The sequence below is a fragment of the Mesorhizobium sp. WSM4312 genome (assembly GCF_002294875.1).
Lineage (GTDB): Bacteria > Pseudomonadota > Alphaproteobacteria > Rhizobiales > Rhizobiaceae > Mesorhizobium.
Genome location: NZ_NSFU01000014.1, coordinates 145,558 through 170,515, shown reverse-complemented (window position 1 = coordinate 170,515; position 24,958 = coordinate 145,558). Strand labels below are relative to the sequence as shown.

Annotated in this window: 19 protein-coding genes; 7 read left to right on the top strand and 12 right to left on the bottom strand. The window is 63.7% G+C overall.

Annotated features, from left to right (window positions below):
• Positions 1-5 precede the first annotated feature (5 nt).
• Complete coding sequence (locus CK228_RS23980) at positions 6-1,373, bottom strand: cytochrome P450 (RefSeq protein ID WP_095789453.1); 1,368 nt, start codon at positions 1,371-1,373, stop codon at positions 6-8.
• A 200-nt stretch (positions 1,374-1,573) separates the two neighbouring features.
• On the opposite strand from CK228_RS23980, the gene CK228_RS23975 reads away from it, so the two are divergent.
• The 3 genes from CK228_RS23975 to gyrB all read left to right on the top strand — a co-directional run bounded on the left by CK228_RS23975 (position 1,574) and on the right by gyrB (position 7,481).
• Positions 1,574-2,143, top strand: a complete 570-nt coding sequence (locus CK228_RS23975; RefSeq protein ID WP_095789493.1) for an NADPH-dependent FMN reductase — start codon at positions 1,574-1,576, stop codon at positions 2,141-2,143.
• A 90-nt stretch (positions 2,144-2,233) separates the two neighbouring features.
• Complete coding sequence (locus tag CK228_RS23970; RefSeq protein ID WP_245438100.1) at positions 2,234-4,864, top strand: caspase family protein; 2,631 nt, start codon at positions 2,234-2,236, stop codon at positions 4,862-4,864.
• Positions 4,865-5,009: 145 nt separating this feature from the next.
• Entirely contained in the window at positions 5,010-7,481 is a 2,472-nt protein-coding gene (gyrB, locus tag CK228_RS23965; RefSeq protein WP_095771602.1) for a DNA topoisomerase (ATP-hydrolyzing) subunit B, read from the top strand.
• Between the two features lie 57 nt (positions 7,482-7,538).
• Here gyrB and CK228_RS34880 read toward each other — a convergent pair whose 3' ends face one another.
• Entirely contained in the window at positions 7,539-7,853 is a 315-nt protein-coding gene (locus CK228_RS34880) for a hypothetical protein (protein WP_142887455.1), read from the bottom strand.
• Between the two features lie 126 nt (positions 7,854-7,979).
• On the opposite strand from CK228_RS34880, the gene CK228_RS23960 reads away from it, so the two are divergent.
• A complete protein-coding gene (locus CK228_RS23960) occupies positions 7,980-8,897 on the top strand; it encodes a hypothetical protein (protein WP_095771601.1) in 918 nt (305 codons plus the stop codon).
• Positions 8,898-8,989: 92 nt separating this feature from the next.
• On the opposite strand, the gene CK228_RS23955 is transcribed toward CK228_RS23960, so the two are convergent.
• The 10 genes from CK228_RS23955 to CK228_RS23910 form a co-directional block, all read right to left on the bottom strand.
• Positions 8,990-10,387 carry an NAD(P)(+) transhydrogenase (Re/Si-specific) subunit beta gene (locus tag CK228_RS23955; RefSeq protein ID WP_095771600.1) on the bottom strand — a complete coding sequence of 466 codons (1,398 nt, stop codon included), beginning with the start codon at positions 10,385-10,387 and terminating at the stop codon, positions 8,990-8,992.
• 6 nt (positions 10,388-10,393) lie between these two features.
• Positions 10,394-10,822: a proton-translocating transhydrogenase family protein gene (locus tag CK228_RS23950; RefSeq protein ID WP_027023845.1), complete on the bottom strand. Its 429-nt coding sequence runs from the start codon at positions 10,820-10,822 to the stop codon at positions 10,394-10,396.
• Positions 10,819-12,123 (bottom strand): Re/Si-specific NAD(P)(+) transhydrogenase subunit alpha, encoded by a 1,305-nt coding sequence (locus CK228_RS23945; RefSeq protein WP_095789452.1) that lies wholly within the window; start codon positions 12,121-12,123, stop codon positions 10,819-10,821. The genes CK228_RS23950 and CK228_RS23945 overlap by 4 nt, the downstream gene beginning before the upstream one ends.
• Positions 12,124-12,210: 87 nt before the next feature.
• Positions 12,211-12,435, bottom strand: coding sequence for an aa3-type cytochrome c oxidase subunit IV (locus tag CK228_RS23940; protein WP_095771597.1), 225 nt, complete (start codon positions 12,433-12,435; stop codon positions 12,211-12,213).
• Between the two features lie 163 nt (positions 12,436-12,598).
• Positions 12,599-12,748 carry a DUF3096 domain-containing protein gene (locus tag CK228_RS23935; RefSeq protein ID WP_015314280.1) on the bottom strand — a complete coding sequence of 50 codons (150 nt, stop codon included), beginning with the start codon at positions 12,746-12,748 and terminating at the stop codon, positions 12,599-12,601.
• Positions 12,749-12,891: 143 nt separating this feature from the next.
• Complete coding sequence (locus tag CK228_RS23930) at positions 12,892-13,653, bottom strand: hypothetical protein (RefSeq protein WP_095789451.1); 762 nt, start codon at positions 13,651-13,653, stop codon at positions 12,892-12,894.
• A gap of 395 nt (positions 13,654-14,048) precedes the next feature.
• Positions 14,049-16,364 carry an EAL domain-containing protein gene (locus CK228_RS23925; protein WP_095789450.1) on the bottom strand — a complete coding sequence of 772 codons (2,316 nt, stop codon included), beginning with the start codon at positions 16,362-16,364 and terminating at the stop codon, positions 14,049-14,051.
• 136 nt (positions 16,365-16,500) lie between these two features.
• The gene (locus CK228_RS23920; protein ID WP_095789449.1) at positions 16,501-19,980 is read right to left on the bottom strand and encodes an indolepyruvate ferredoxin oxidoreductase family protein; all 3,480 of its coding nucleotides are present in this window, start codon (positions 19,978-19,980) and stop codon (positions 16,501-16,503) included.
• A gap of 219 nt (positions 19,981-20,199) precedes the next feature.
• A complete protein-coding gene (locus CK228_RS23915; protein WP_095789448.1) occupies positions 20,200-20,733 on the bottom strand; it encodes a hypothetical protein in 534 nt (177 codons plus the stop codon).
• Positions 20,726-21,337 carry a CGNR zinc finger domain-containing protein gene (locus CK228_RS23910; RefSeq protein ID WP_095789447.1) on the bottom strand — a complete coding sequence of 204 codons (612 nt, stop codon included), beginning with the start codon at positions 21,335-21,337 and terminating at the stop codon, positions 20,726-20,728. Before CK228_RS23910 ends, CK228_RS23915 begins: the two co-directional genes overlap by 8 nt.
• Before the next feature lie 143 nt (positions 21,338-21,480).
• Between CK228_RS23910 and CK228_RS23905 the strand changes: the two genes are divergently transcribed.
• From CK228_RS23905 to CK228_RS23895, 3 genes are all read left to right on the top strand, one after another.
• The gene (locus CK228_RS23905; RefSeq protein WP_095789491.1) at positions 21,481-22,386 is read left to right on the top strand and encodes a branched-chain amino acid ABC transporter permease; all 906 of its coding nucleotides are present in this window, start codon (positions 21,481-21,483) and stop codon (positions 22,384-22,386) included.
• 184 nt (positions 22,387-22,570) lie between these two features.
• Entirely contained in the window at positions 22,571-23,155 is a 585-nt protein-coding gene (locus CK228_RS23900) for a TRAP transporter small permease subunit (RefSeq protein ID WP_095771591.1), read from the top strand.
• Positions 23,155-24,945: a TRAP transporter large permease subunit gene (locus tag CK228_RS23895; RefSeq protein ID WP_095789446.1), complete on the top strand. Its 1,791-nt coding sequence runs from the start codon at positions 23,155-23,157 to the stop codon at positions 24,943-24,945. The genes CK228_RS23900 and CK228_RS23895 overlap by 1 nt, the downstream gene beginning before the upstream one ends.
• The last annotated feature ends 13 nt before the right edge of the window (positions 24,946-24,958 follow it).

Genomic DNA, 24,958 nt, shown 5'->3' with positions numbered 1-24,958 from the left:
CACGCCTAGCGCGGCGTGACCTGCATAGGTAGCCCACCTTGCGGTTGGGTCGTCAGCTTCTGCACCGGCCAAGGCCTGGTCTCGGCAGTGGTGTCGAAGCGGAAGCGCGACAAGAGGATGGCGAGCGCGATGATCGCCTCCTGCATGGCGAAGCTGGCACCGATGCAGACGCGCGGCCCCGCACCGAAGGGCAGATACTGGAAGCGATCGATCTTTTCACGGTTGCCCGGGTGGAAGCGCTCGGGCAGGAAGGCATCGGGCCTGTCCCACAGCTTCCTGTGGCGGTGGACGACCCAGGGCATGACCAGCACGGCCGCGTGCTTGGGGATATAAAGGTCCTTCCACATCTCCGGCTCGATCGGCTCGCGGTTGATCGAGGGCGCCGGCGGATAGAGCCGGAGCGCCTCGTCGAAGGCGGCGCGGGTCAACGGCATGGCGTCGAGCCACTTCGTCGGATCGGGTTCGCGCGCCAGCACCTCATCGATCTCCTGCTCGACCCGATTGCGTTCCCATGGCGATTCGGCGAGGCAGTAAAGCGTCCAGCCCAACGCCCGCGCGGTGGTCTCATGACCGGCGCCGATGAAGGTGATGATGTTGTCCTCGACCTCCGAGCGCGTCAGCCCGTCGGGACCTTCGGCCTTGAGCAACAGCGTCAGGAAATCCTGCGGCACCGCGTCGGGATCGCGCCTGAATTTCTCCTCGCGCATCTTGACCGTATCGGTCACGATCTTGCGGAAATAGGCCATGGTCTTGCGGCCGCGGATGCGTGTCAGACGCGGCAGCCAGTCGGGGGCGCGCAACAGATCGAGCGGATCGACACGGCCCATGGTCTCGAACAGGCGGTCGATCTCGTTGGCGAAACTGCCCGGTTCGCCCGCGATCTCGCCGGAAAACAGCGTCTCGGCCAGGATATCATAGGTGAGCAATGTCATGTCGTGGGCGATGTCGGATGTGCCGCCCGCCTCGTAGCGGGTGATGAACTCCGTGGTGCGTTTCAGCATCGGCTGGGCAAAGCCGAAGATATGGCGCGGCGTGAACACCGGCGCCATCGCCTTGCGCGACCGTTTCCACACTTCGCCCTCGGCGGTCAGCAGGCCATCGCGCAGGATTGGCCGCAGGATCTTCTGGCGCACCGTCGCCATCTTGTAGTTCTTGGCGTTGTCGACCAGCACATGGCGGATGAGGCCGGGATCGTTGGCGACGATCAGATGGCCACCGACGCCATTGGCGGAAATCCACGGCTCGTTGTAGGTCGGCTCGCCCCAGAGTTCGAGCGGATTGCGATAGACGATGCGGATCATCTCCAGCGTCGAAGGCGGCGAGGTGCGCGGCTTCGGCGCGGGAGGAACGAAGGGGGCGGGCTGAATGTCCATGAAGTGCTCCGCTGCTCACATCAATGTAGTGGCTGGCGATCCCGACGTCCATGTGACCGGACGGCAGGCAATTCGCGGCGCCCGGCAAACGCTCCGTTCATCCGATCGTGACCGCCCGCTCCGGCATCCCGCCTTGTCCGCCGGCACGCTCTGCCGTAGTGACAGTCACCAACAGATACCGCCTGACAAAGGAGCCCGCCTTGAAGCACCAGTTGAGCATCATCATCGGCAGCACGCGGCCCGGCCGCGCCGGCCCGATTTTTGCCGAGTGGCTGGAGACATTCGCGCGCCAGCACGGGAAATTCGAGCCGGTGCTGACCGACATCGCCGCGTTCCACCTGCCGGTGCTGGACGAGCCGCACCATCCAAGGCTTGGCAATTATCAGAACGATCACACCAAGGCCTGGTCGAAGGCGATCGACGCCGCGGACGCCTTCGTGTTCGTGGCGCCGGAGTATAATTATTTCGCAGCGCCCGCGATCGTCAACGCGATCGACTACCTGCTGCGCGAATGGAAGTACAAGCCGGCCGCCATTTTCAGCTATGGCGGCGTGTCCGGCGGCCTGCGCGCCGCGCAGGCGCTGAAGCCCCTTTTGACGTCGGTGGGGATCATGCCGATCCCGGAAGGCGTCGCGCTGCCGATGTATCAGAAGCTGCTCGACGAGAACGGCGCCTTCAGCGCCAGCGAACAGGTGACCGGCGGCGCCAGCACCATGCTGGACGAGCTGTTGCGCTGGAGCGAAGCGCTGAAGCCGCTGCGCGCTGCCTGAAAGGGCCGGTGTTTGGCCAAACGCGCCGGCTTGCCCGCGCCGTAAAGAGGTGGAATGGTCGGCAAGTGACTGAGCCGGGGGCGGTTCGACTTGCGCTTGCTGTTTGCCTTGCTGCTGACGATTGCGACCACCGCCACCGCGGTGGCGGAACGGCGCGTGGCGCTGGTCATGGCAGAGGACGACTATCGGCTGGTGCGGCCGCTGGCCAATCCCATCCATGACGGCGAGGCTATGGAAGCCGCGCTTAAGAAGCTCGGCTTCGAGGTCACCCTGGAAACCAACCGCGACCTTCGACGCATGCGGCGCGCGCTCGACGACTTTCGCCAGGATGCCAAGGGCGCCGATGTCGCACTGGTCTATTTCTCCGGCCATGGCGTCGAAATCTCAGGCGACAACCGGCTGCTGCCGGTCGATGCCGACGCGTCTTCGCTCGATCAACTGAACAAGACCAGTCTGCCGCTGGAGGAGGTGCGCGATGCCGTCGCCGCGACCGCCAAGGTCGGGCTGATCGTGCTCGACGCGTGCCGCAGCGATCCCTTCTCGGCAAGCAGCGGCGAAGGGCGTGGCGCGACTTCGCTGACGAAGGATGTCGCCGACAAGGTCAAGCCGGGCCTCGGCCGCGTCGGGCGTGCCGAAAACATCCTGTTCGCCTTCTCGGCCGCGCCTGGCGAGACCGCCGCCGACGGCGCTGGCCAGAACTCGCCCTTCACGACCGCGCTGACCAAATATCTCGGCACGGATGGATTGGAGATCCGCTCGGTGCTGACGCTGGTGCAGCAGGAGGTCTATGACCTGTCGCGCGGCAAGCAGTTGCCCTATGTCGAAAGCGGCCTGCCGAAATTGTTCTTTGCCGCTGCGGCCAAGGAACAGCTGCCGGAGCGCGAACGGCTGCTGCTCGCCATGGCCGACGTGACCCCGGAAATGCGCGGCGAGGTCGAACAGATCGCCAGCGACGCCGACATGCCGCTGGCGCCGCTTTATGGCGCGCTGATCAGTTCCGACGCCAGCCATCTCTCCGCCGACAGCCTGAACGTCCGGCTGCGCGAGGCCGCCGACGCCTTCGTCAAGGTGCGCGGCGAAATGAAGACGCTCGCCTCCGACGATCCGCAGGTGGCGGAATTGCGCCGGCAGGCCGAGGAACAGCTTTCGCTCGGCGCCTTCGATGGTGCCCGCGCTCTTCTGGCCAAGGCCGCCGACATCGACAATGTTTCGCGCCAGGCGCTGAAGGTCAATTTCGTCAGCCGCACCCTGTCCGAGGCCGCGACGCGTTTCCTATCCGGTGGTGCGGCGCGCGCCGACCTCGACTACGCCACGGCCATCGGTGACTATGAATCGGTGCTGGCGCTCTATGGCGAGGCCGGGCAGACCTCGCTCAACCTGGAGCAGGCCGATCGCCAGAGCCGCACGCTGGAGGAACTCGGAATTCTCTATACGACGGTGGGCAATGTCGAGGCGGCCGGCCGCGCCTTTACCGCACTGTTGGCCAACCTCGAACAGCGGTCGCGCCAGGAAACCGACCCCAGCGTCAAGCGCGATCTCGCCATCAGCCACATCAAGCTCGCCAACATAAAGATGGTGCAGGGCGACCTGCCAACCTCTCTGGAGCACTATGAGGCAGCCCGGGACATGCTGCAGGACCTGACCGCAAGCACGCCGGACGAGAAAGGCTGGCTCGGGGATCTTGCCATGGCCAATGACAAGATCGGCAACGTGCTGGCAACGCAGGGCGATGTGGGTGCGGCGGCCAAGGCCTACCAGGAAAGCCTGTCGATCAAGCAGCAATTGGCCGATACCCAGCCGAACAGCGCCTACCTGCTGCGCGACCTGACCATAACCTATGATGAAATCGGCGACCTTGCCCGGACCGCCGGGCAGTTGGACGGCGCCCAGACGGCCTTTGAAGAGAGCCTGAGAATTCGGCTTGTGCTGGCTGAGAACAAACCCGAGGACCCTGAGCGCCAGCGTGCGGTTTCCGTCAGCCACGAGAGGATCGGGGATGTACTGCGCGAGCGCGGCGACGCCGCCGGTGCGCTCGTGGCCTACAGCAAGAGCCAGGCGATCGCCGAGGAACTGGTGCGCCGTGACCCTAACGACACCGACTTGAAGCGCGACCTGTCGATCAGTTACGCCAAGATCGGCAACGCGCTCAACGACCAGGAGAACTGGCCGGCCGCGCTGGCTTCCTATCAGCAAGCGCTGGCCGTGGCGCGCGAACTTGCCGCTGATGACCCTGGCAACACCGACTGGCAGCGCGACCTGTCGGTCTGCCTGGAAAAAGTTGCCGGTGTGCTTGATGCCCAGGGCAATGTCGGCGGCGCATTGCAAAACTACCAGGATAGTCTTGCCATTGTCGACCGGCTGACCAAGCTCGATCCAGGCAATTCCGACTGGCAACGCGACCTGTCGATCACGCTCTCGGAAATCGGCATGCTGGAAACCAAGCAGCGCCACTTCGAGGGCTCCGAGAAGGCCTTCGAGGCCAGCCTCGGCATCCGCCAGAAACTGGCCCAGTCCGATCCGAACAATGCGATCTGGCAATTTGATCTGGTACAGGCCTACATCAACTATGCGTATGTGGCGAAGGATCCGAAGGCTGTGCTGACCAAGGCGCTGAACCTGACGCTGGAGCTCGACCGCACGGGTCGGCTGGCTCCAAGAGACAAACCCACGATCAAATATTTGCGCGGCCTTCTCGCCAAATTGAACGCCCGGAAAAAATAGCCGGCTGCCAGCCCGGGATTCGGCCCGGAAATGCCCGCAAACCTTGGAAAAACCGCCTTTAGCGCCTATATCTACGCTATATCAGACGCGCGATTCGGGGCCGATTTTTCGCGCTGTACAAGCGGCATCTAGACAATAGGTTTTCATGAGCGACCAGATCGAGAACACCAACGGCGCCGAAGCCGAATACGGCGCCGATTCCATCAAGGTTTTGAAGGGCTTGGACGCAGTCCGCAAACGCCCGGGCATGTATATCGGCGACACCGACGACGGTTCCGGCCTGCATCACATGGTCTACGAGGTGGTCGATAACGCCATCGACGAGGCCCTGGCAGGGCACGCCGACCTCGTCACCGTGACGCTCAACCCCGATGGTTCGGTAACGGTCATAGACAATGGCCGCGGCATTCCGACCGATATCCACACCGGCGAAGGCATTTCCGCGGCCGAAGTGATCATGACGCAGTTGCATGCCGGCGGCAAATTCGACCAGAATTCCTACAAGGTGTCGGGCGGCCTGCATGGCGTCGGCGTCTCGGTGGTCAACGCCCTTTCGGCATGGCTGAAGCTCAAGATCCGCCGCAACGGCCAGATCTTCGAAATGAGCTTCACGCACGGCAATGCCGATGCGCCGTTGAAGGCCACGGGCAGCTACGAGCAGGACAGGCAGCCCGGCACCTATGAGGGCCGCAGCGGCAGCTCGATCACCTTCTTCCCGTCGGCCGAAACCTTCACCATGGTCGAGTTCGACTTCGGCACGCTGGAGCACCGCCTGCGCGAGCTTGCCTTCCTCAATTCGGGCGTGCGCATCATACTGACCGACGCCCGCCACGCCGACGTCGTGCGGCATGAACTGCACTATGATGGCGGTCTCGAGGAGTTCGTCAAATATCTCGACCGGGTCAAGAAGCCGCTGATCGAGAAGCCGATCGCCATCAAGGCCGAGCGCGACGGCATTACCGTCGAAGTGGCGATGTGGTGGAACGACAGCTACCACGAGAACGTGCTGGCCTTCACCAACAACATCCCTCAGCGCGATGGCGGCACCCATCTGGCCGGTTTCCGTGGCGCGCTGACGCGCCAGATCACCGGTTATGGCGATTCCTCGGGCCTGACCAAGAAGGAAAAGGTCTCGCTGATCGGCGACGATTGCCGCGAAGGGCTGACGGCGGTGCTGTCGGTCAAGGTTCCCGATCCGAAATTCTCGTCGCAGACCAAGGACAAGCTGGTTTCCTCCGAGGTCCGCCCGGTGGTCGAGGGGCTGGTCAACGAGGCGCTCGGCACCTGGCTGGAAGAGCACCCGACCGAAGGCAAGGTGGTCATCGACAAGGTGATCCAAGCCGCGGCGGCGCGCGAAGCCGCGCGCAAGGCGCGCGACATCACCCGCAAGAGCTCGCTCGGCGTTACCTCCTTGCCCGGCAAACTGGCCGACTGCCAGGAGCGCGATCCGGCGAAATCCGAAATCTTCATCGTCGAGGGTGACTCGGCCGGCGGCTCGGCCAAGGGCGGCCGTTCGCGCCAGAACCAGGCCATCCTTCCCCTGCGCGGCAAGATCCTCAATGTCGAGCGGGCGCGTTTCGACCGCATGCTCGGCTCCGACATGATCGGCACGCTGATCACGGCGCTCGGCACCTCGATCGGCAAGGACGAGTTCAACGCCGACAAGCTGCGCTACCACAAGATCATCCTGATGACCGACGCCGACGTCGACGGCGCTCATATCAGAACCTTGCTGCTCACCTTCTTCTTCCGGCAGATGCCGGAGCTGATCGAGCGCGGCCATCTCTACATCGCCCAGCCACCACTCTACAAAGTGACGCGCGGCAAGAGCTCGCAATACATCAAGAATGAAAGCGCCTTCGAGGAGTTCCTGATCGAGTCCGGGCTGGAGGACGCTTCGCTGACGCTGGGCTCGGGGGAAGTGCGGACCGGGCAGGATCTGCGCGGTGCGGTCGACGATGCGCTGGCTGTGCGCCAGCTCATCAACGGCCTGCACACGCGCTATAACAGAGGCGTGGTCGAACAAGCATCGATCGCCGGCGGTCTCAACCCCGACGTCTTCAGCGATCTTGGCCGCGCCAACGCCATGGCGGAGCGGATCGCACAGCGCCTCGACATCATAGCCGAGGACACCGAGCGCGGCTGGACCGGCCGGATGTCGACCTCGAATGACGGCAGCGGCGGCTATGTCTTCGAGCGCACCGTGCGCAGCGTCAAGGAATACGCCCATCTCGACATGGGGCTGGTCAATTCGGCCGACGCCCGCCAGCTCGACCGCTACGCACAGCGCCTCAGCGAGGTCTACGGGACGCCGCCGGTGCTGCGCCGCAAGGATGTCTCCGAAACCGTCTCGGGACCGCTGGCGCTGCTCAACGCGGTCTTTGCGACCGGCCGCAAAGGGCTGACCATGCAGCGCTACAAGGGTCTCGGCGAGATGAACGCCGAGCAATTGTGGGAAACCACGCTCGACCCGAATGTACGGTCGCTGCTGCAGGTGAAGGTCAACGACGCGACCGATGCCGACAGCCTGTTCTCGCGGCTGATGGGCGACGAGGTCGAGCCACGGCGCGAATTCATCCAGGACAACGCGCTGTCGGTCGCCAATCTGGATATTTGATGCATGTCATCACCCAAAACCGTGCAGCGGTTTTGGGCGAACGACATGCAGACGAGCTTAAAGCGCGCCGGCTGAATCCGCTTCAATGCGACGGGCTTTGAGACTGTAGCGATGCGCTGAAGAAGTCTGCCAGGGCAGCGCTCGGCGCTGATGGAACGCGGCCCGGTCAAAGCCGGGCGCATCGATGCAGATGTCGGGAGGGGTCGCGCGCCGTCGAAGCCCCGGATTTCCGCTTTTGCCCGATGCGATCCATGGGTCAAACCGCAACAGGATCATTTGAGACATTGCTGCGGAGCCGCGCTCCGAATTGTTCCATCGCCGGCAAACAAAATCATTTTCTAGCCCGCCGGAACGGAAGTCCTCACGGGACATTGTGCCAACATCGATCACAATTTCCCACAGGAGGCTTTCATGGGACGTGGCATTTTGCTCTGGTTGCTCGGTATTCCGATCCCGATCATCATCCTCATCATGTTGTTCGTACGGTAGGGGGCGTTAATGCAGCCCACCGTATCGGCTATCGACCTGTCCGCTTCAGAAGAATCCTCCGCGACAGCCGTCAGCTGGGGGCCGATCATCGCTGGCGCCTTCGCCGCCTCGACGCTGACTTTCATCCTCATGCTGCTCGGCTCCGGGCTTGGGCTCACCATGGTTTCGCCATGGTCGGGCTCCGGCGCGTCGATCACCACCTTCGCGGCGTCGACCGCGATCTGGCTGGTTATCGTGCAGTGGCTGTCCTCCGGCGTCGGCGGCTACCTTGCCGGGCGCTTGCGCACCAAATGGGTCGGCATCCACACTGACGAGGTTTATTTCCGCGACACGGCTCACGGCTTTCTTGCCTGGGCATTGGCCACGTTGCTTGTCGTCGGCGTCCTCGGCTCAGCGCTTTCCGCAGTGCTTGGCTCGGGCGTACAGGCCGTGTCCACAGCGGCGTCGGGCGCAGCCATGGGAGCATCTGCTGGTGCCGCCGGCAACGCCGGCAATGCGCCGGCCAACAGCGCGACCTCCTATCTGGTGGATTCGCTGTTTCGTCCCGCCGATCCGAGCAAGCTGGCTGCTGCCACTCCGGATGGCGATGCCGCCGCTGTAGGCCAGGCCTCGCGTATCCTCATTGCCAGCGCCGCGGCGGGCGAGATTTCGGCCGACGACAAGACCTACCTGGCGCAACTGGTCGCCGCCCGCACCGGCCTTTCCGAGGCCGACGCCAAGGCGCGTGTCGATGCGATGGTTGCCAAGGTCGAGGACGCCAAGGTCAAGGCCAAGCAGGCGGCCGATAGCGCCAGGAAGGCCAGCGCGAACTTCGCGCTGCTCGGCGCCTTGTCTCTGGTCATCGGCGCCTTCATCGCCAGTGCGGCCGCAGCGCTCGGCGGCAGGCAGCGCGACGAAGAGGAAGCGGCTTTCCTGAGCAGCCGCTAAACGCAGGCTTACGCCAGAAATCAACGAGCCCGGCTCCAGAGCCGGGCTCGTTGCTATTTCGGGCTCGTTGCTATTTCCGCCTATCGGCCGGATCAGTGATCCATGGCCTTGACGATTTCCTCGGTCATCTTCTTGGCGTCGCCGAGCAGCATCATGGTGCCGTCCTTGTAGAACAGCGTGTTATCGATGCCGGCATAGCCGGAGCCGAGCGAACGCTTGACGAACAGGCAGGTGCGGGCCTTGTCGACGTCGAGGATCGGCATGCCGTAAATCGGCGACGACTTGTCGTCGCGGGCCGAGGGGTTGGTGACGTCGTTGGCGCCGATGACATAGGCGACATCGGCCTGCGCGAACTCCGAATTGATGTCTTCGAGCTCGAACACTTCGTCATAGGGCACGTTGGCTTCGGCCAGGAGCACATTCATGTGGCCGGGCATGCGGCCGGCGACCGGGTGGATGGCGTACTTCACGTCGACGCCGTTGGCCTTCAGCTTATCGGCCATTTCACGCAGCGCGTGCTGTGCCTGGGCGACCGCCATGCCGTAGCCCGGCACGATGATGACCTTCTGCGCATTCATCATCAGATAGGCGGCGTCGTCGGCCGAACCCTGCTTGACCGTGCGCTCGATGCCGTCGTCGGCTGCTGCCGCCGTTTCCCCACCGAAGCCGCCGAGAATGACCGAAATGAAGCTTCGGTTCATGCCCTTGCACATGATGTAGGACAGGATCGCGCCGGACGAGCCGACTAGCGCGCCGGTGATGATCAGCGCCAGATTGCCGAGCGTGAAGCCGAGCGCGGCCGCCGCCCAGCCCGAATAGGAGTTCAGCATCGAGACGACGACCGGCATGTCGGCGCCGCCGATCGGGATGATCAAAAGGATGCCGAGCACCAGCGAAGCGGCGACGATCAGCCAGAACACCAGCTTCGATTCCGTGGTGACCAGAAGCACGATCAGCACGATGAGCGCGACGCCGAGGGCCGCGTTGATGAAGTGGCGACCGCCGATCATGATCGGTTTGCCCGACATGCGGCCGTCGAGCTTCAGGAAGGCGATGACCGAGCCGGTGAAGGTGATGGCGCCGATGGCGACGCCGAGGCTCATCTCGATCAGTGCCTGGGCGTGGATGTCGCCCGCCGTGCCGATGCCGAAGCTTTCCGGCGCATAGATGGCGGCGGCCGCGACCATGACGGCGGCGAGGCCAACCAGCGAGTGGAAGGCGGCAACCAGCTGCGGCATCGAGGTCATGGCGATGCGGCGCGCGGTGACGGCACCGACGCCGCCGCCGATGGCGAGGCCGAGGACGATGAGGCCGAAGCGGCCCGCGGACGGGGTTGCCAGCGCCAGCGTGGTCGCAATGGCAATGCCCATGCCGATCATGCCGTAGAGATTGCCCTGGCGGCTGGTGGTCGGATGCGACAGGCCGCGCAGCGCCATGATGAACAGGACGCCGGAGACGAGATAGAGGAAGGACGCGAAGTTGGCGTTCATGGCGCTCTACTTGTCCTTCTTCTTGTACATGGCCAGCATGCGCTGGGTGACGAGGAAGCCGCCGAAGATGTTGACCGAGACCAGCATCAGCGCCACGAAGCCGAAGCCGGCGGCAACGCCGGAAGCGGCGATGCCGACGGCGAGCAGCGCGCCGACGACGATGACCGACGAGATGGCGTTGGTGACGGCCATCAGCGGCGTGTGCAGCGCAGGGGTCACCGACCAGACAACATAGTAGCCGACGAAGATGGCCAGCACGAAGATGGCGAAGCGGAAGACGAAGGGATCGATGGCGCCGCCGGACAGGGCGTGCGCGGCATCACCCGCCGCCTCGGCGCCGCCTGGAGCATTGGCCAGGTTCTGCACCGCCAGCCGGACGGCCGCACTTGCCTGGTCGAGCTGGTCGAGGGCTTTCTGCAGGGTCTGATCCATCACGCGGTGCCTTTCGACTTGGGCGAGGACGACTTGGGCGAGGACGATTTGGGCGAGGACGATTTGGATGAGGCCGTCTTCCTGGGCGCGGGCTTCTTGGGCGCTGCCGAGGCATCGGCGACCATGGTCGTGGCCGGGATCGCCGCGGGTTCGACATGCGGCTGCTGGTCGGCCTTGGCGAAGGCCGGATGGACCACCTTGCCGCCATCGGTCAGCATCGTCGCCTTGACCAGTTCGTCATCGCGCTTGATGGCGAGCGTCTTGGTGGTCTTGTCGACCAGCGTCTCGAGGAAAGCGAACAGGTTCTTCGCATAGAGCAGCGATGCGGACGCGGCGACGCGGCCCGGCACGTTGAGGTGGCCGACGATCTTTACGCCATTGGCCGTAGTCACCACCTGACCCGGCTTAGCGCCCTCGACATTGCCGCCACGTTCGACGGCGAGATCGACGAGCACCGAGCCCGGCTTCATCGAGGCGACCATCGCCGCCGACACCAGCTTCGGCGCCGGCCGGCCTGGAATCAGCGCCGTTGTGATGACGATGTCCTGCTTGGCGATGTGCTCGGCGGTGAGTGCCGCCTGCTTGGCCTGGTATTCCTTGGACATTTCCTTGGCGTAACCGCCGGCTGTTTCGGCGGCCTTGAACTCTTCGTCCTCGACGGCCAGGAACTTCGCGCCGAGCGAGGCGACCTGTTCCTTGGCGGCGGGGCGCACGTCGGTGGCGGTGACGACGGCGCCGAGGCGACGCGCCGTTGCGATCGCCTGCAGGCCGGCGACGCCGACGCCCATGATGAAGATCTTCGCCGCCGGCACCGTGCCGGCTGCCGTCATCATCATCGGCAAGGCGCGGTCATATTCCGAGGCGCCGTCGATGACCGCCTGATAGCCGGCAAGATTGGCCTGGCTGGACAGCACGTCCATCGATTGCGCGCGGGTGATGCGCGGCATGAATTCCATCGAGAAGGCGGTGACACCAGCCTTTGCGAGCGCCGCGACGGCGGCATCGTTGCCGTAGGGATCCATGATGGCGATCACAGCGGCGCCGGATTTGTAGCTCTTCAGCTCGGTTTCATCAGGCCGGCGGACCTTCAGCACGACATCGGCCTTGGCAACGTCCGCAGCCTTGCCGATGACGGCACCTGCCTTGGCAAACTCTTCGTCGGGGATGCGCGACCTTGTGCCGGCGCCGGTTTCGACAATCACGTCGAAGCCCAGCCCCGCCAGCCGCTTGACCGTATCGGGCGAGGCCGCGACCCGCGGCTCGTTCGCATCAAGCTCACGAGGGATGAAAACCGTCTGTCCCACCGCATGATCCTTTCGGCTGGAACCTGTTTGCGCAAAATGTCGGCCGGATCATCCGGCGACGTCAATGGCAATGGGGTTTTGGAAGGTCTATCGCAGAATGAAGGCGCCGGCGGCCATGATCAGGATGAAGAGGATAGTCGCCGAGAAGAAACCGCCCGCGAAGAAGCCGAAGGCCATCGCGATGAGCAGCGCGCCGCAGAACAGCGATCCATATTTGGCCAGAGCGAGAAAGCCCGCATAGGTGCGGTCGTGCTCGGCATAGTCCATCTTCGCGCCCAGTTCGACAGGACCGGTCGGCGAGTGATCAGCCATAGGAATACCTCTTCGAAGACATCTTTCAGGCACATAGCGAAAACCCGGCCCGAGAGCAATGGCGGTATTGCCGCATTGGAGCCGACAACTGCCTCAAGGGAAAATTGAAACCGCCGGCCGGTTCGGCGAAGGGCGGCTTTGCGGCAGGCCAGCTCGATAGCCCTCAGCCAGCGAGGTGCGGGAAAAGCCCGAGCAGGCCGACGACGATCAGATAGAGCGCGACGATGTAGTTCAGCAGCCGTGGCATGATTAGGATCAGCACGCCGGCGATCAGCGAGATAAGCGGCGTGAGCGCAAGCGAGTGGATGGTCATGACCGTATTCCTTTCCACGAACAATGCGACAGGAGCCCGGGGCGAAATGCCCGTTGGGCAGGATCGCGGCGATACGCGATGGCGATGCCACTACCTATAACGGCGAAGCCGCGGGAAGGTTCAGATGCAGAGATGACGTCCGTTCAGGCAGCATCGCGGTAGTATTTCGCCGTCGGCACAATGGACAGCGGCGTCAACCGGTTGATGGCCGGATTGGCGAACATCATCCGCTGTTCCACGGCTGTCGACTTAAAGAACGGGAACCGTTCGAGCGTCTGGCGCAAGTTTTCGCCGCAGGGGATTTCGAACAGAGCGATCGGCGCAAGGACACCCGGGAACACCTTGCCTTCTGTCCTCTGAACGGCATGAAAGATACGAGCATAGTAAGCGGAATGCTCGATCTTGATCGGCGTAAGCACTGCAGTGAGCCCAAAGTAAGAGGCGGCCACCATGCCAAGCCTGAGCGTCAGAAAAGGCAGAACTCCGGCCGCGGGCGCGTTGTCGGCATCGGTTGCGAAGCGAGTCCCGTCGATGAACGTCTCTCCGCGGGCAAGCCGCTCGGCCAATATTTCCGGATAGGCGTCGACGGACGGCGAATAGGGGTGCTCTCGGGAAATGTAGTGGAGCCGTAACGTGCTGACCAGGTGTCCATCGAAATAGACGCCGAACCGATAAGAATTCGGCAGATTGTCCCAGCGATCCTCGAACATCCCGCTGGCGATCGGGCCGCACATGCCCGACTGCAGGTAGGATTGATAGCGAAGGCGATAGATCGCCTCCAGATCCTCGCCTCCAGTGATGAGACGGTAGTCGACATGCTCAAGCAACTGCATGATCGACTGGTTCAGCGCCGACCCAGCATTGGAACTGGCGCCAACCCGCGCATCGTTTCTCGCAACATCCATTCTCATGTCCTCGTATCCGCCTGTGAACAGGCTATTCGAGTTGAAATGAGACACAAGCTGAAAATTGGATCCCACTAATTTACCACTTGTTAACCTTAACAGCCAGAGATCCTTGGCTGCAGAGTGGTTGCTGAAGGAGCAGCTTGGACGTTCGAATCCAAGTCTGCATTCCTATGAAGGGCGCTGGAAACTCGGGCGCGAAAAGCACTGAAGCGTTCCGCTTTGACAGATGCGCCGATCCAGTCAAACCTTTCGCTTATTCAAATTCGGCCAAAACTACTGCGCGCTTTGCTTTGGATTTTTTCGCCACCAAACAAATATTCTGGCTCGTACCTGTCGCACGATCCAAGCAACGCGCTTTATCAGCTTCAACTGGCAAGAACCTGCGACGAAAGCTAGCCGACTGTGCGCTTGGCGGCGAGACGCAAATCCGCGGCAAACGGCCAGGTGACGTTCGACATCGTCTCGATGCCCGACGCGCTGAGCGCTGCGCCGAACAGGAAGCCTTGGACAAGATCCGGCCTCACCGAACGCATGAGGATCTTAAGCTGCTCGAATGTTTCCACGCCTTCGATGGTGACGGTGAGTCCCAGGACACGGGTCAGGTCGACGACGCCCTTCAACAGCGCGAGCGAGCGCGGATTGTGGGTGACGTCCATCACGAACGACCGGTCGATCTTGATCTTGTCGAGTGGAAGCTTATGGAGATAGCTCAGGCTTGAATAGCCGGTGCCGAAATCGTCGAGTGCGATGCGGACGCCAAGCTGCTTCAGTTCCTCGATATACTGGCGGGTCATGGATTTGTCGTCGAGCAGCGCGGTTTCCGTGACTTCGATCTCTAGGCGGCTAGCGTCGAGGCCGGAATTAGCCAACGCATCGCGCACCTTTTGGATGACGTCGCGGCTGCGGAAATCCCTCGCCGAGAGATTGACCGAGACGCTGGTCTGGTCAGGCCATTTGGCGCATTCGGTGCAAGCTGCATGCAGCACAAAGGTGCTGATCTCGGAGATGATGCCCATCTCCTCGGCCAGCGGGATGAAGACGCCGGGTGAGATCGGTCCGAGATCGGGATGGTCCCAGCGGCACAGCGCCTCGCAGCTGGCGATGCGCATGGTGTCCATCGCAACGATCGGCTGGTAGACGACCCGCAGGTTCTTGGTTTCCACCGCGCTGCGGAGATCCGCCTTCATCAGCTGCCGGTTGCGGAAGGCGGCGTCCATTGCCGCCTCGAACAGCCGCCAGCCGTTCTTGCCAAGCTCCTTGGCCTTGTAGAGCGCGAGGTCTGCCTTGACGATCATGGCATCGACATCGGTTTCCGCGACCTTGGACAGAACCGCGCCGGCGCTGGCCTGGATCCGCAATCCATGCCCGGCGACGTCCACCTCGCCCTGCAATGCCGCGAAGATCTCGTCGATCTGCATGGTCAGATGGCTCTCATCCTCGATGCGGTCGAAGAAGACCATGAATTCGTCGCCGCCGAAACGGCTGACGGTGATGCCTTGGCCGGCAACGGCGGCGAGACGCTCGGCGACCGCGTAGATCAAACCGTCGCCGATCGGATGGCCGAGAGTGTCATTGACACTCTTGAAATCGTCGAGGTCGATCACGGCGAGGCCGCACAGGCGATCCCGGTCCCCGGAGGCCATCAGCTCGCCGACCAGTTCGTGGAAATAGGCGCGGTTGGGAAGGCCGGTGAGATTGTCGTAGCGCGCCATGAAGCGGATCTTTTCCTCCGCTTCGACGCGCGCCGTGACATCCTCGAAGGTGATCACGCCGAGTTCCTGGCTGCCTTCGCGCGCGGAGAATTCGTAATGCTGGCCGTTGGCGAGCGAAACAAGCACCTTGCGGTCCCTGCCCTCGCGCAGGGCGCGCGTCAGCTGCGCCTCGACGTAGCGGCAGTCCTTCGGCGCCAGCATGCCGCCGGCGACACCGCGCATCAGAAGGCCGTGAATGGAGCGCCCGAGCAGCGCGTCGGCCGATTTCAGCGACATCAGGTGGGCGGCCTCGGCGTTGGCGACCGCGACGCGCCCGTCAGGGCCGAGCATGACCAGGCCGTGCGACATGGTGTTGAGCGCGCGATCGAACTTGCGCGTTATGCTTTTCGCCTGCTTGTGGCCGATGACCGCGGAAAACAGCACGTTGCGAACATGGTCGGCGCTGTTGATGGTAATGAACGTCATCGGGAAGATCATCAGACCGAGGACGACGGACGGGGCATCCAGACGCAGCAGGAGCGCTAGCGCCGCCGGACCGATGAAGGTTACCGAAAAAATCCGCACCATGCGCGGAGACCCGTAATTACGGGCGACAACCGTGACCAGGGTCGCCAGGGTCAGCGACATCGCCGCCAGTTCGGCGAATGGATCGGGATACACATAGATCGACACGAAGCACAGCGCACCCAATCCGAGGCCCTGCAAGCAGCCCTTGAGGATGTAACTGCGCTCCAATCGGTGTGCGTGTTCGACGTCGGCAATCACGCCGCCCGTCCTCAGGAAGCTGCGAATACCGAAATAACGCATAAGGCTGATCGGCAGCAGAACAAAAGAAAAGGCGAGAAACAACGGATTTTGCGTGCGCAGATAAATCATGAATCCGAGGATCCAGTAGCACACGCCACCGATCACCAACATGTGCGCGTTGTCGAACAACGACCGCACAAATTGGATATAGACATCCGCGGGGATGCTTTCGGTCTTTGTTTTGCCCATATGATCGGCCCAACGCTAAGCCTTGTCATGCCACAACCGCCTTAAGAAAGGCTTAGACAGGGCTTAAGCTACGGCTTCGGCCCGCCCGCAGCGGCAAGAGGAACCTTGCGCCAGGCTTCGGGCGTTGGTGGAGGAATCACTCAGCGGCACTGAGAACCGGTACCGGCATGGTTTGGGTCAGTCGCTCGACCAGTCTTCGACGCTCGCCCGCGGCCTTTTCCGCGCTGGCCTGCCGGACATGGCCATAACCACGGATGAGCGCGGGAACCGAAACCAGTGCGACCGCCGCCTCGGCCTTGCCCGGCGCCAGCGACCTGGCGGCGAGTTCAAGATCGCCTTCATACTGCGCCAAAAGCTGCCGTTCCATGCGCCTTTCGGCGCTATAGCCGAACAGGTCGAAAGCGGTGCCGCGCAGCCCCCTCAGCGCCGCCAGCAGGCGGAAACCCTTCATCATCCAGGGGCCGAAGCTCGACTTCCTCGGCTTGCCGTCATTGCCGCGACGGCCCATGATCGGCGGGGCGAGGTGGAATTCGAGTTTTTCATAGCTCTGGAACTGCTTGCCAAGCTCGGCGGCAAAGGAGCCGTCGGTGTAGAGCCGCGCCACCTCGTACTCGTCCTTGATCGCCATCAGCTTGAACAGGTTCCTGGCCGCAGCCTCGGTCACGGCGGTCGAGCCCGGCACGGCCCTGGCCTCGGCGGCGCGCAGCAGCGCCAGCCTGTCGGCATAGCGCTTGCCATAGGCGGCGTTCTGGTAGGCCGTCAGGAAGGCGACACGCCGGGCAATGATCTCGTCCAGCGTCTGCGCGACCGGGGTTGTTTGTCCCGCCTTGCCCGGCTGGGCGACGAGGCCACGCACGAAATCCGGCTGGTGCGCCGCGCGGCGGCCCCAGCGGAAGGCGGCGATGTTCATCGCCACCGCTTCGCCGTTGAGCTCGATCGCCCTCTCGACAGCCTCGGCCGACAGCGGCAGGCCGCCATGCTGGAAGGCGAAACCGAGCATGAACATGTTGGCGCCGAGCGAATTGCCGAACAGCGCCGTGGCGGTGCGGGTGGCGTCGAAGAAATGCGCCTTGTCGTCGCCGGCGGCGGTGCGGATCGCCTTCTTCAGGCGCTCAATCGGCAAAGAGAAATCCGCCGAGCGGGCGAACTCGCCGGGCATGATCTCGGCGGTGTTGGCGAGGAAGATCGTATGGCCCTCGCGCACCGCGGTCAGCACCTTCTTAGCGCCCGACACGACGAGGTCGCAGCCAAGCACGAGGTCGGCCTTGCCCGCCGAGACGCGAATGGCATGGATGTCGTCCGGCGTGCGGGCGATGCGGACATGGGTGAACACCGAGCCGCCCTTCTGGGCCAGGCCGGCCATGTCGATCATGCCGCAGCCCTTGTCCTCGAGATGGGCCGCCATGCCGAGCACGGCGCCGACGGTGACGACGCCGGTGCCGCCGACGCCGTCGATGATCGCCGCCCAGCCCTCGGCGCCCAACGGGAATTCGGCCGGTGTCGGCACGCCGGCAAGCGGATCGGTCTTGCCGGCAAGGCCCTCGGCCTTGCGGATCTTGGCGCCGTGGACGGTGACGAAGGACGGGCAGAAGCCGTTGACGCAGGAGAAGTCCTTGTTGCAGCTCGACTGGTCGATCTTGCGCTTGCGGCCGAATTCGGTCTCGACCGGCTGGATCGAGACGCAATTCGACTGCACGCCACAATCGCCGCAGCCTTCGCAGACCAGCTCGTTGATGAAGACGCGCTTGTCGGGATCGGGAAAGGTGCCGCGCTTGCGCCGCCGGCGTTTTTCGGCGGCACAGGTCTGGTCGTAGAGCAGGATCGACACGCCTTTGACGTCGCGCAGCTCGCGCTGGACCAGATCGAGATCGTCGCGGTGATGGATGGTGGCGCCGGCCGGGAATTCGACCTTGCCGGCATATTTGTCGGGCTCGTCGGTGACGATGGCGATGCGGTCGACACCTTCTGCCCGCACCTGCCTGGCGATCATGTCCACCGTCAGGCCGCCTTCATGCGGCTGGCCGCCGGTCATGGCCACCGCATCGTTGTAGAGGATCTTGTAGGTGATGTTGGCTTCGCTCGACAAAGCGAAGCGGATCGCCAGCGTGCCGGAATGATTGTAGGTGCCGTCGCCGAGATTCTGGAAGATGTGGCCGCGCTTCGAGAACGGCGCCTGGCCAACCCATTGCGCGCCCTCGCCGCCCATGGCGGTGAAGCCCAGCGTGTTGCGGTCCATCCAAAGCGCCATGAAATGGCAGCCGATGCCGGCGGCGGCGATCGAACCGTCCGGCACCTTGGTCGAGGAATTGTGCGGACAGCCCGAGCAGAAGAAGGGCGTGCGCGAACCGATGTCGGTGGCGTCCGCCAGCATCGCCTGGAATTGGCGCAGCTTGCCGACCCGCGCCGAGATCTCCTCCGACGGCCCGATGGTCTTGACGATCCTCTCGCCAAGGGCAATGGCGATCTCGTTGGGATCAAGCGCGCCCTTGGCCGGAAACAGCCAGTCGCCGCGCTCGTCCTTCTTGCCGACGATGACCGGCTGCGAGGCGGTGCCGTAGAGGCTTTCGCGCAGCTGCACCTCGATCAGCGAACGCTTCTCCTCGACGACGACGATGGTGTCGAGGCCGCGGGCAAACTCGGCGATGTGATGCAGGTCGAGCGGCCAGGGGCAGCCGACCTTGAACAGCCGCACGCCGATGCGGTTTGCGGCGGCCTCGTCGACGCCGATATCCTCCAGCGCCTGGCGGACATCGAGATAGCTCTTGCCCAGCGTGATGATGCCGAGCTTGGGGCTGCGGCCGCCCGAATAGACGATGCGGTTCAGCCCGTTGGCATGGATGAAGGCGGAGGCCGCGGCACGCTTGTATTCGTGCAGCCGCTCCTCCTGGCCCAGCATGTCGATCTCGTGGCGGATGTTGAGGCCGCCCGGCGGCATGTCGAACTCCGGCACGACGATGTTCAATCGCTCGAGCGAGGCATCGACCGAGGCCGTCGATTCGATGTTGTCCTTGACGCATTTGATCGCCGCCCAGGCGCCGGCGAAACGCGACATGGCAAAGCCGTACAGCCCGTAATCGATGATCTCCTGGACACCGGCCGGGTTGAGGATCGGCACCATGGTGTCGACGAAGAGGAATTCGGTGGCGTGCGCGTTGGTCGAGGATTCGGCCATATGGTCGTCGCCCATGAGCGCAAGTACGCCGCCATGCTTGGACGAGCCGGCGAGATTGGCGTGACGGAACACGTCGCCCGAACGATCGACGCCCGGGCCCTTGCCGTACCAGACGGAAAAGACGCCATCATGGGTGCCCTCGCCCAGCAGCTCCGTCTGCTGCGATCCCCAACAGGCGGTGGCGGCGAGCTCCTCGTTGAGGCCTGGCTGAAAGACGATGTCGGCCCCGGCGAGCTGCTTCTTCGCCTTCCACAGCTGCATGTCGAGGCCGCCGAGCGGCGAGCCGCGATAGCCGGAGACGAAGCCGGCCGTGTTCAGGCCAGCGCGGCGGTCGCGCTCGCGCTGCATCAGGAGCATGCGGATGACCGCCTGCGCGCCGGACAGGAAGATGCGCTCCTTCCCGAGGTCGAACTTGTCGTCGAGCGCGACATCATGCAGCGTCATCAGGCATTTCCTCTGCGAAGGCCGCGCGGGGGGCAGGCAGCCAACGTCGGGGTCGGATGACGCATCCTTTCTCCCCTTGCAAGTGAGGTCAAACAAAATCGCAGGGGCCAGGCAACGCGCAACAAACAGTCCGGCGGGCGCAGGAGCGCGCATGAAACCGCACGCCGAGAGTGCTCGGCGCACGAAAACTCCGGCCGGAATCGATGCCGTCGGAAGGTGTCAGCCGGCTTTCGAGCAGTCCGGCTTCGGCTCGCCGGGCAGCTTGCCGTCGGGATGGCCGGCGAGGTCGGGATTGGCCGTATAGAGCTGGTCAATGACCAGCGGCCGGTCGGGCAGGATCGACTGGTCTTCCGTCGACATCAGCGTGGTGTCGATCTTCTGCAGGACCGCGCCGTCGGGTCCCTTGATGCTGATGGCGATGGCATAGGGCTTGTTCTTGACGATGCATGTCAACGCCGGGCTCTCCAGGCTGACCTTGTCGAGCTTCGGCCAGACCTTCTGCTCGACCACCAAGGGCGCACCGCCGGCCGGGTTCTGGAAGCTGGCAACCGCCACCTGGCCCTCGCCCATCGGCTGCAAGGGCCGCAGCGTCACGACATAGGTCGCCCTGGCGAGACGGTAGTTGAAGACGAATATCTTGCCGGAAACCTCGAACAGCTTGCCCTCACCGCCGGTGTCGCGGCAGGCGCCGAGGGTCGCTGCGGCAATCAACATGGCGCCGGCAACGAGCGCGCGTGAAAATCCTCTAGGCATCCTTGACCTCATGGGCCGCCATGCGGCGGCGGCGATAGTGACGACTGGCCTTCTGCCGGTTGCCGCACACAGCCATGTCACACCAAAGCCGGCTGGAATTGCGGCTTCTGTCGACGAACAGCCAGGTGCAGTTGGGGCAGATCCTGAGCCGCGCGACCGTGTCGTCGCGCAGCAGCGAAAGGGCCGAGACCGCCAGCGCCGCCTCGAAGGGGATCGGCACACGGGGATCGCCGAACGGCCTTCCCGGTGCGCCGATCTCGGTCCGGCTGCCGGCCAGGCCTTCGGCACAGGCGCGCAGGAAATCGGGCAGGTCGGCGGTGGCGACCGCGCCGTTCGACACCGCGCCGCGAAACAGCCGGTCGGTCGTCTCGCGGATCGACAGCACGACGGGTGCGATTGCCGTCGGCGAAGACACGGCAAGCCGCCGGTCGCCGAGTTCGGCGGCGCGAAAGGCGCTGGCCGCGTCGGCGAAGCGGGCGATTTCGGCCGGATCATCGAAGCGGTCGAACGTGCGCTCCGGATCGCCGCGCAGGACGACGGTGTTCGCCGTATCGAGCGCAAGCAGGCCGCCAGTGAAGCGGTGCGGGGTCCAGGCAACTGTCATGCTGCAAAATCTAACCAATAAATCGTGTTTGACAAGTTAGATTCGGCGATGCAAACCTCTTCTGCGCAGGGTATTGTCGCCTTTGTCTCGAGCATTCCGTCGTCCCAACCGCTGTCGGCGAGATGCTTTTGGTGTTGTTGAGCATGCTCTATTTCTTCCAGCAGGTGCTGAACGGGCTGCATTCCGGCGCGCTCTACGCGCTGCTCGCCTTTGGCTACGTGCTGATCAACGGCATCCTGCACCGCACCAACTTGGCCTATGGCGCGCTGTTCGCCTTCAGCGGCCAGGCAATGATCCTGAGCGTCGCCTCCGCCTACCAGGTGCTGTGGCTGACGCTGTTGGCGTCGGTGCTGTTCGGCGTCGTCGCGGCATTCCTCTATGCCGCGCTGATCAGCCATGTCCTGTCGCGCAGCGTCTTCGAACCGTTGGCCGACCGCACGCCCAACGCCATCGTGGTGACGACGCTCGGCATCCTGATCGTCCTGTCGGAAGCTAGCCGCATCGCCGCCGATACGCATGATCTGTGGCTGCCGCCAATGCTGGCACAGCCCATCGTCTTTGCCGAAGGCGCCGGCTTCAAGGCGACGCTGACGCTGATCCAGGTGCTCGACTGCGCGGTGGTGCTGGCGGCTGTCGCACTCGCCACATCGGCGTTTGCACGCTCCGGCTTCGGCCGGCGCTGGCGCGCCGTCTCCGACGACCCGCGCGCCGCCGCGCTGTGCGGCATCGACGTTCGCGGCGTGTTCCGGAACGCCGTGCTGCTCGGCGGCTTCTGCGCCGCGCTGGCCGGCGTCATGGCCAGCCTCTACTACGGCAATGTCAGCTTCGGTTCCGGTCTCGTCTACGGCCTGAAGATCCTGTTCGTGACCGCGGTCGGCGGCTATCTCTCGCCGCCACGGGCGGCTCTGGGTGCCGCCGCCTTCGGCATGGCCGAATCACTGTGGGCCGGCTATTTCCCGATCGAATGGCGCGATGCGTGGATGTATCTGTTCCTGGTGGCCATGCTGATCCTGATCGGCGCCGGCCGCGACACCGGCAAGGTCGTCTGAACCATCAGACTTTGGTTGCATGACGCCGGGGCAGACCGCCAGTCTCCGCCCCTCGCTTTCAGTTGATGCTGTTTTGTTGCTCCCATCCTTGTTGACCCGTCAGTCCACGCGCGGCATACCGTTGGACCAAGCGGCGTGACGGAATAAGGGGAGCCGACACGCCTCCGACAAAAGGGAGGAATGCATGGCAGGGCTTCTCGCTCTATCCAGGGTGATCGATCGCGCCAACGAATTCATCGGCAAATCGGTATCCTGGCTGATCCTGCTAGCGATCCTGGTGAGCGCGGCCAACGCCGTCATCCGCAAGATCTTCGACATATCGTCGAATGCCTGGCTGGAGCTGCAATGGTATTTGTTCGGCGCCGCCTTCATGCTGGCCGCCGCCTATACGCTGAAGCAGAACGACCATATCCGCATCGATGTCGTCTACGGCCTGTTTTCACGCCGCGTGCAGCACTGGATCGACCTTCTCGGCCATCTCATCTTCCTGATGCCGTTCGTGACGCTGATGGTCATCTATTTCGTTCCCTACGTCTCGCTGTCGTTTCGCAGCGGCGAGATGTCCAACAATTCCGGCGGGCTTATCATCTGGCCGGCCAAGGCCATCCTGCTGGTCGGCTTTTTCCTGCTGGCCCTGCAGGGCATCTCCGAAATCATCAAGAAGATCGCCATCATGCGCGGCGACATGGACGACCCCAATCCGTTCATATCGGCACATGAGCAAGCCGAACTCGAAGCCAAGGCACTGGCCGACGAGGTGCGCTCATGATGGAATTCATCGCCCAGAACATGGCGCCGATCATGTTCGCCTCGCTGATCATCTTCCTGCTGATCGGCTACCCAGTGGCCTTCTCGTTGGCCGCCAACGGCTTGATGTTTTTCTTCATCGGCGTGCTCCTCTCGCCCTATTCTGGTGGATCGATCAATCTCGCCTGGCCGCTTCTGCACGCACTGCCGGATAATTTCTACGGCAGCAGGGTGATGTCTAACGACACGCTGCTGGCCATTCCGTTCTTCACCTTCATGGGCATCGTGCTCGAACGATCTGGCATGGCCGAGGATCTGCTCGACACGATCGGCCAGTTGTTCGGTCCGATCCGCGGCGGCCTCGCCTATGCGGTGATCTTCGTCGGCGCGCTGCTGGCGGCGACCACCGGCGTGGTGGCGGCATCCGTCATTGCCATGGGTCTGATCTCGCTGCCGATCATGTTGCGCTACGGCTACGACCGGCGGCTGGCTGCCGGTGTTATCGCGGCATCCGGCACGCTGGCCCAGATCATCCCGCCATCACTGGTGCTGATCGTGCTTGCCGACCAGCTCGGCCGCTCGGTCGGCGACATGTACGCCGGCGCACTGATCCCGGGCATGGTGCTGACCGGCCTCTACGCGCTTTACGTCCTCATCGTATCGATCTTCCGGCCGAAAATGGTGCCGGCGCTGCCGCTCGAAGCACGCACGCTTGGCCACGGTGTTCTGTCGCTGCTGGTGGCGCTGGTGGTGGCGGTGGCCATCTCCTATGCCGCGTATCGCTATCTCGCGCCAGCTCATGGCGACAATGCCGACATTCTCGGCGCCACCGTAGGGGTGCTCTTCATCTACATCGTGGCGATTGCCGACAAACGCCTGAACTTCAACATGATGTCCAGGCTGGCGCAGCAGGTGGTCATCGTGCTGATCCCGCCGCTGGCACTGATCTTCCTGGTGCTTGGCACCATCTTCCTCGGCATCGCCACCCCGACCGAGGGCGGTGCCATGGGCTCTGTCGGCGCGTTGATCATGGCGGCGGCAAAAGGCCGGCTGTCGCTGGACGTGATCAAGCAGGCATTGACCTCGACGACGCGGCTGTCGTCCTTCGTGCTGTTCATCCTGATCGGCGCGCGCGTGTTCTCGCTGACCTTCTACGGCGTCAACGGCCACATCTGGGTCGAACACCTTTTGATCTCGCTGCCGGGCGGCGAAGTCGGCTTCCTGATCGGCGTCAACATCCTCGTCTTCTTCCTGGCCTTCTTCCTGGATTTCTTCGAACTGGCCTTCATCATCGTGCCGCTGCTGGCGCCGGCGGCAGACAAGCTCGGCATCGACCTGATCTGGTTCGGCGTGCTGCTCGGCGTCAACATGCAGACCAGCTTCATGCATCCGCCCTTCGGCTTCGCGCTGTTCTACCTGCGCTCGGTCGCCGCGCGCGTGCCCTATCTCGACCGCCTTACCGGCAAGAAGATCGCGCCGGTGACGACCGGCCAGATCTATTGGGGCGCGGTGCCCTTCGTGCTGATCCAGGTGGTGATGATCGGACTGACCATCGCCTTCCCGCAAATGGTGATGCGCTACAAGGGCACGGTGATCGATCCGGGCACGATCGACTACAAGGTGCCGGAGGTGCCCGGCCTGTCGCCGCTCGGTACACCGCCGGCTGGTGGCACGGCCCCTGCCAATGGCGGCAGCGCACCGGCCGCGCCCGGCGCGCCGGAACTGTCGCAACCGCCGAGTTTCGGCGATGCACCGCCGGCCAAGCCGACGGCGCCGGCGCCGGACCTTTCGCAGCCGCCGAGCTTCAATTGATGGGGACGGCGTC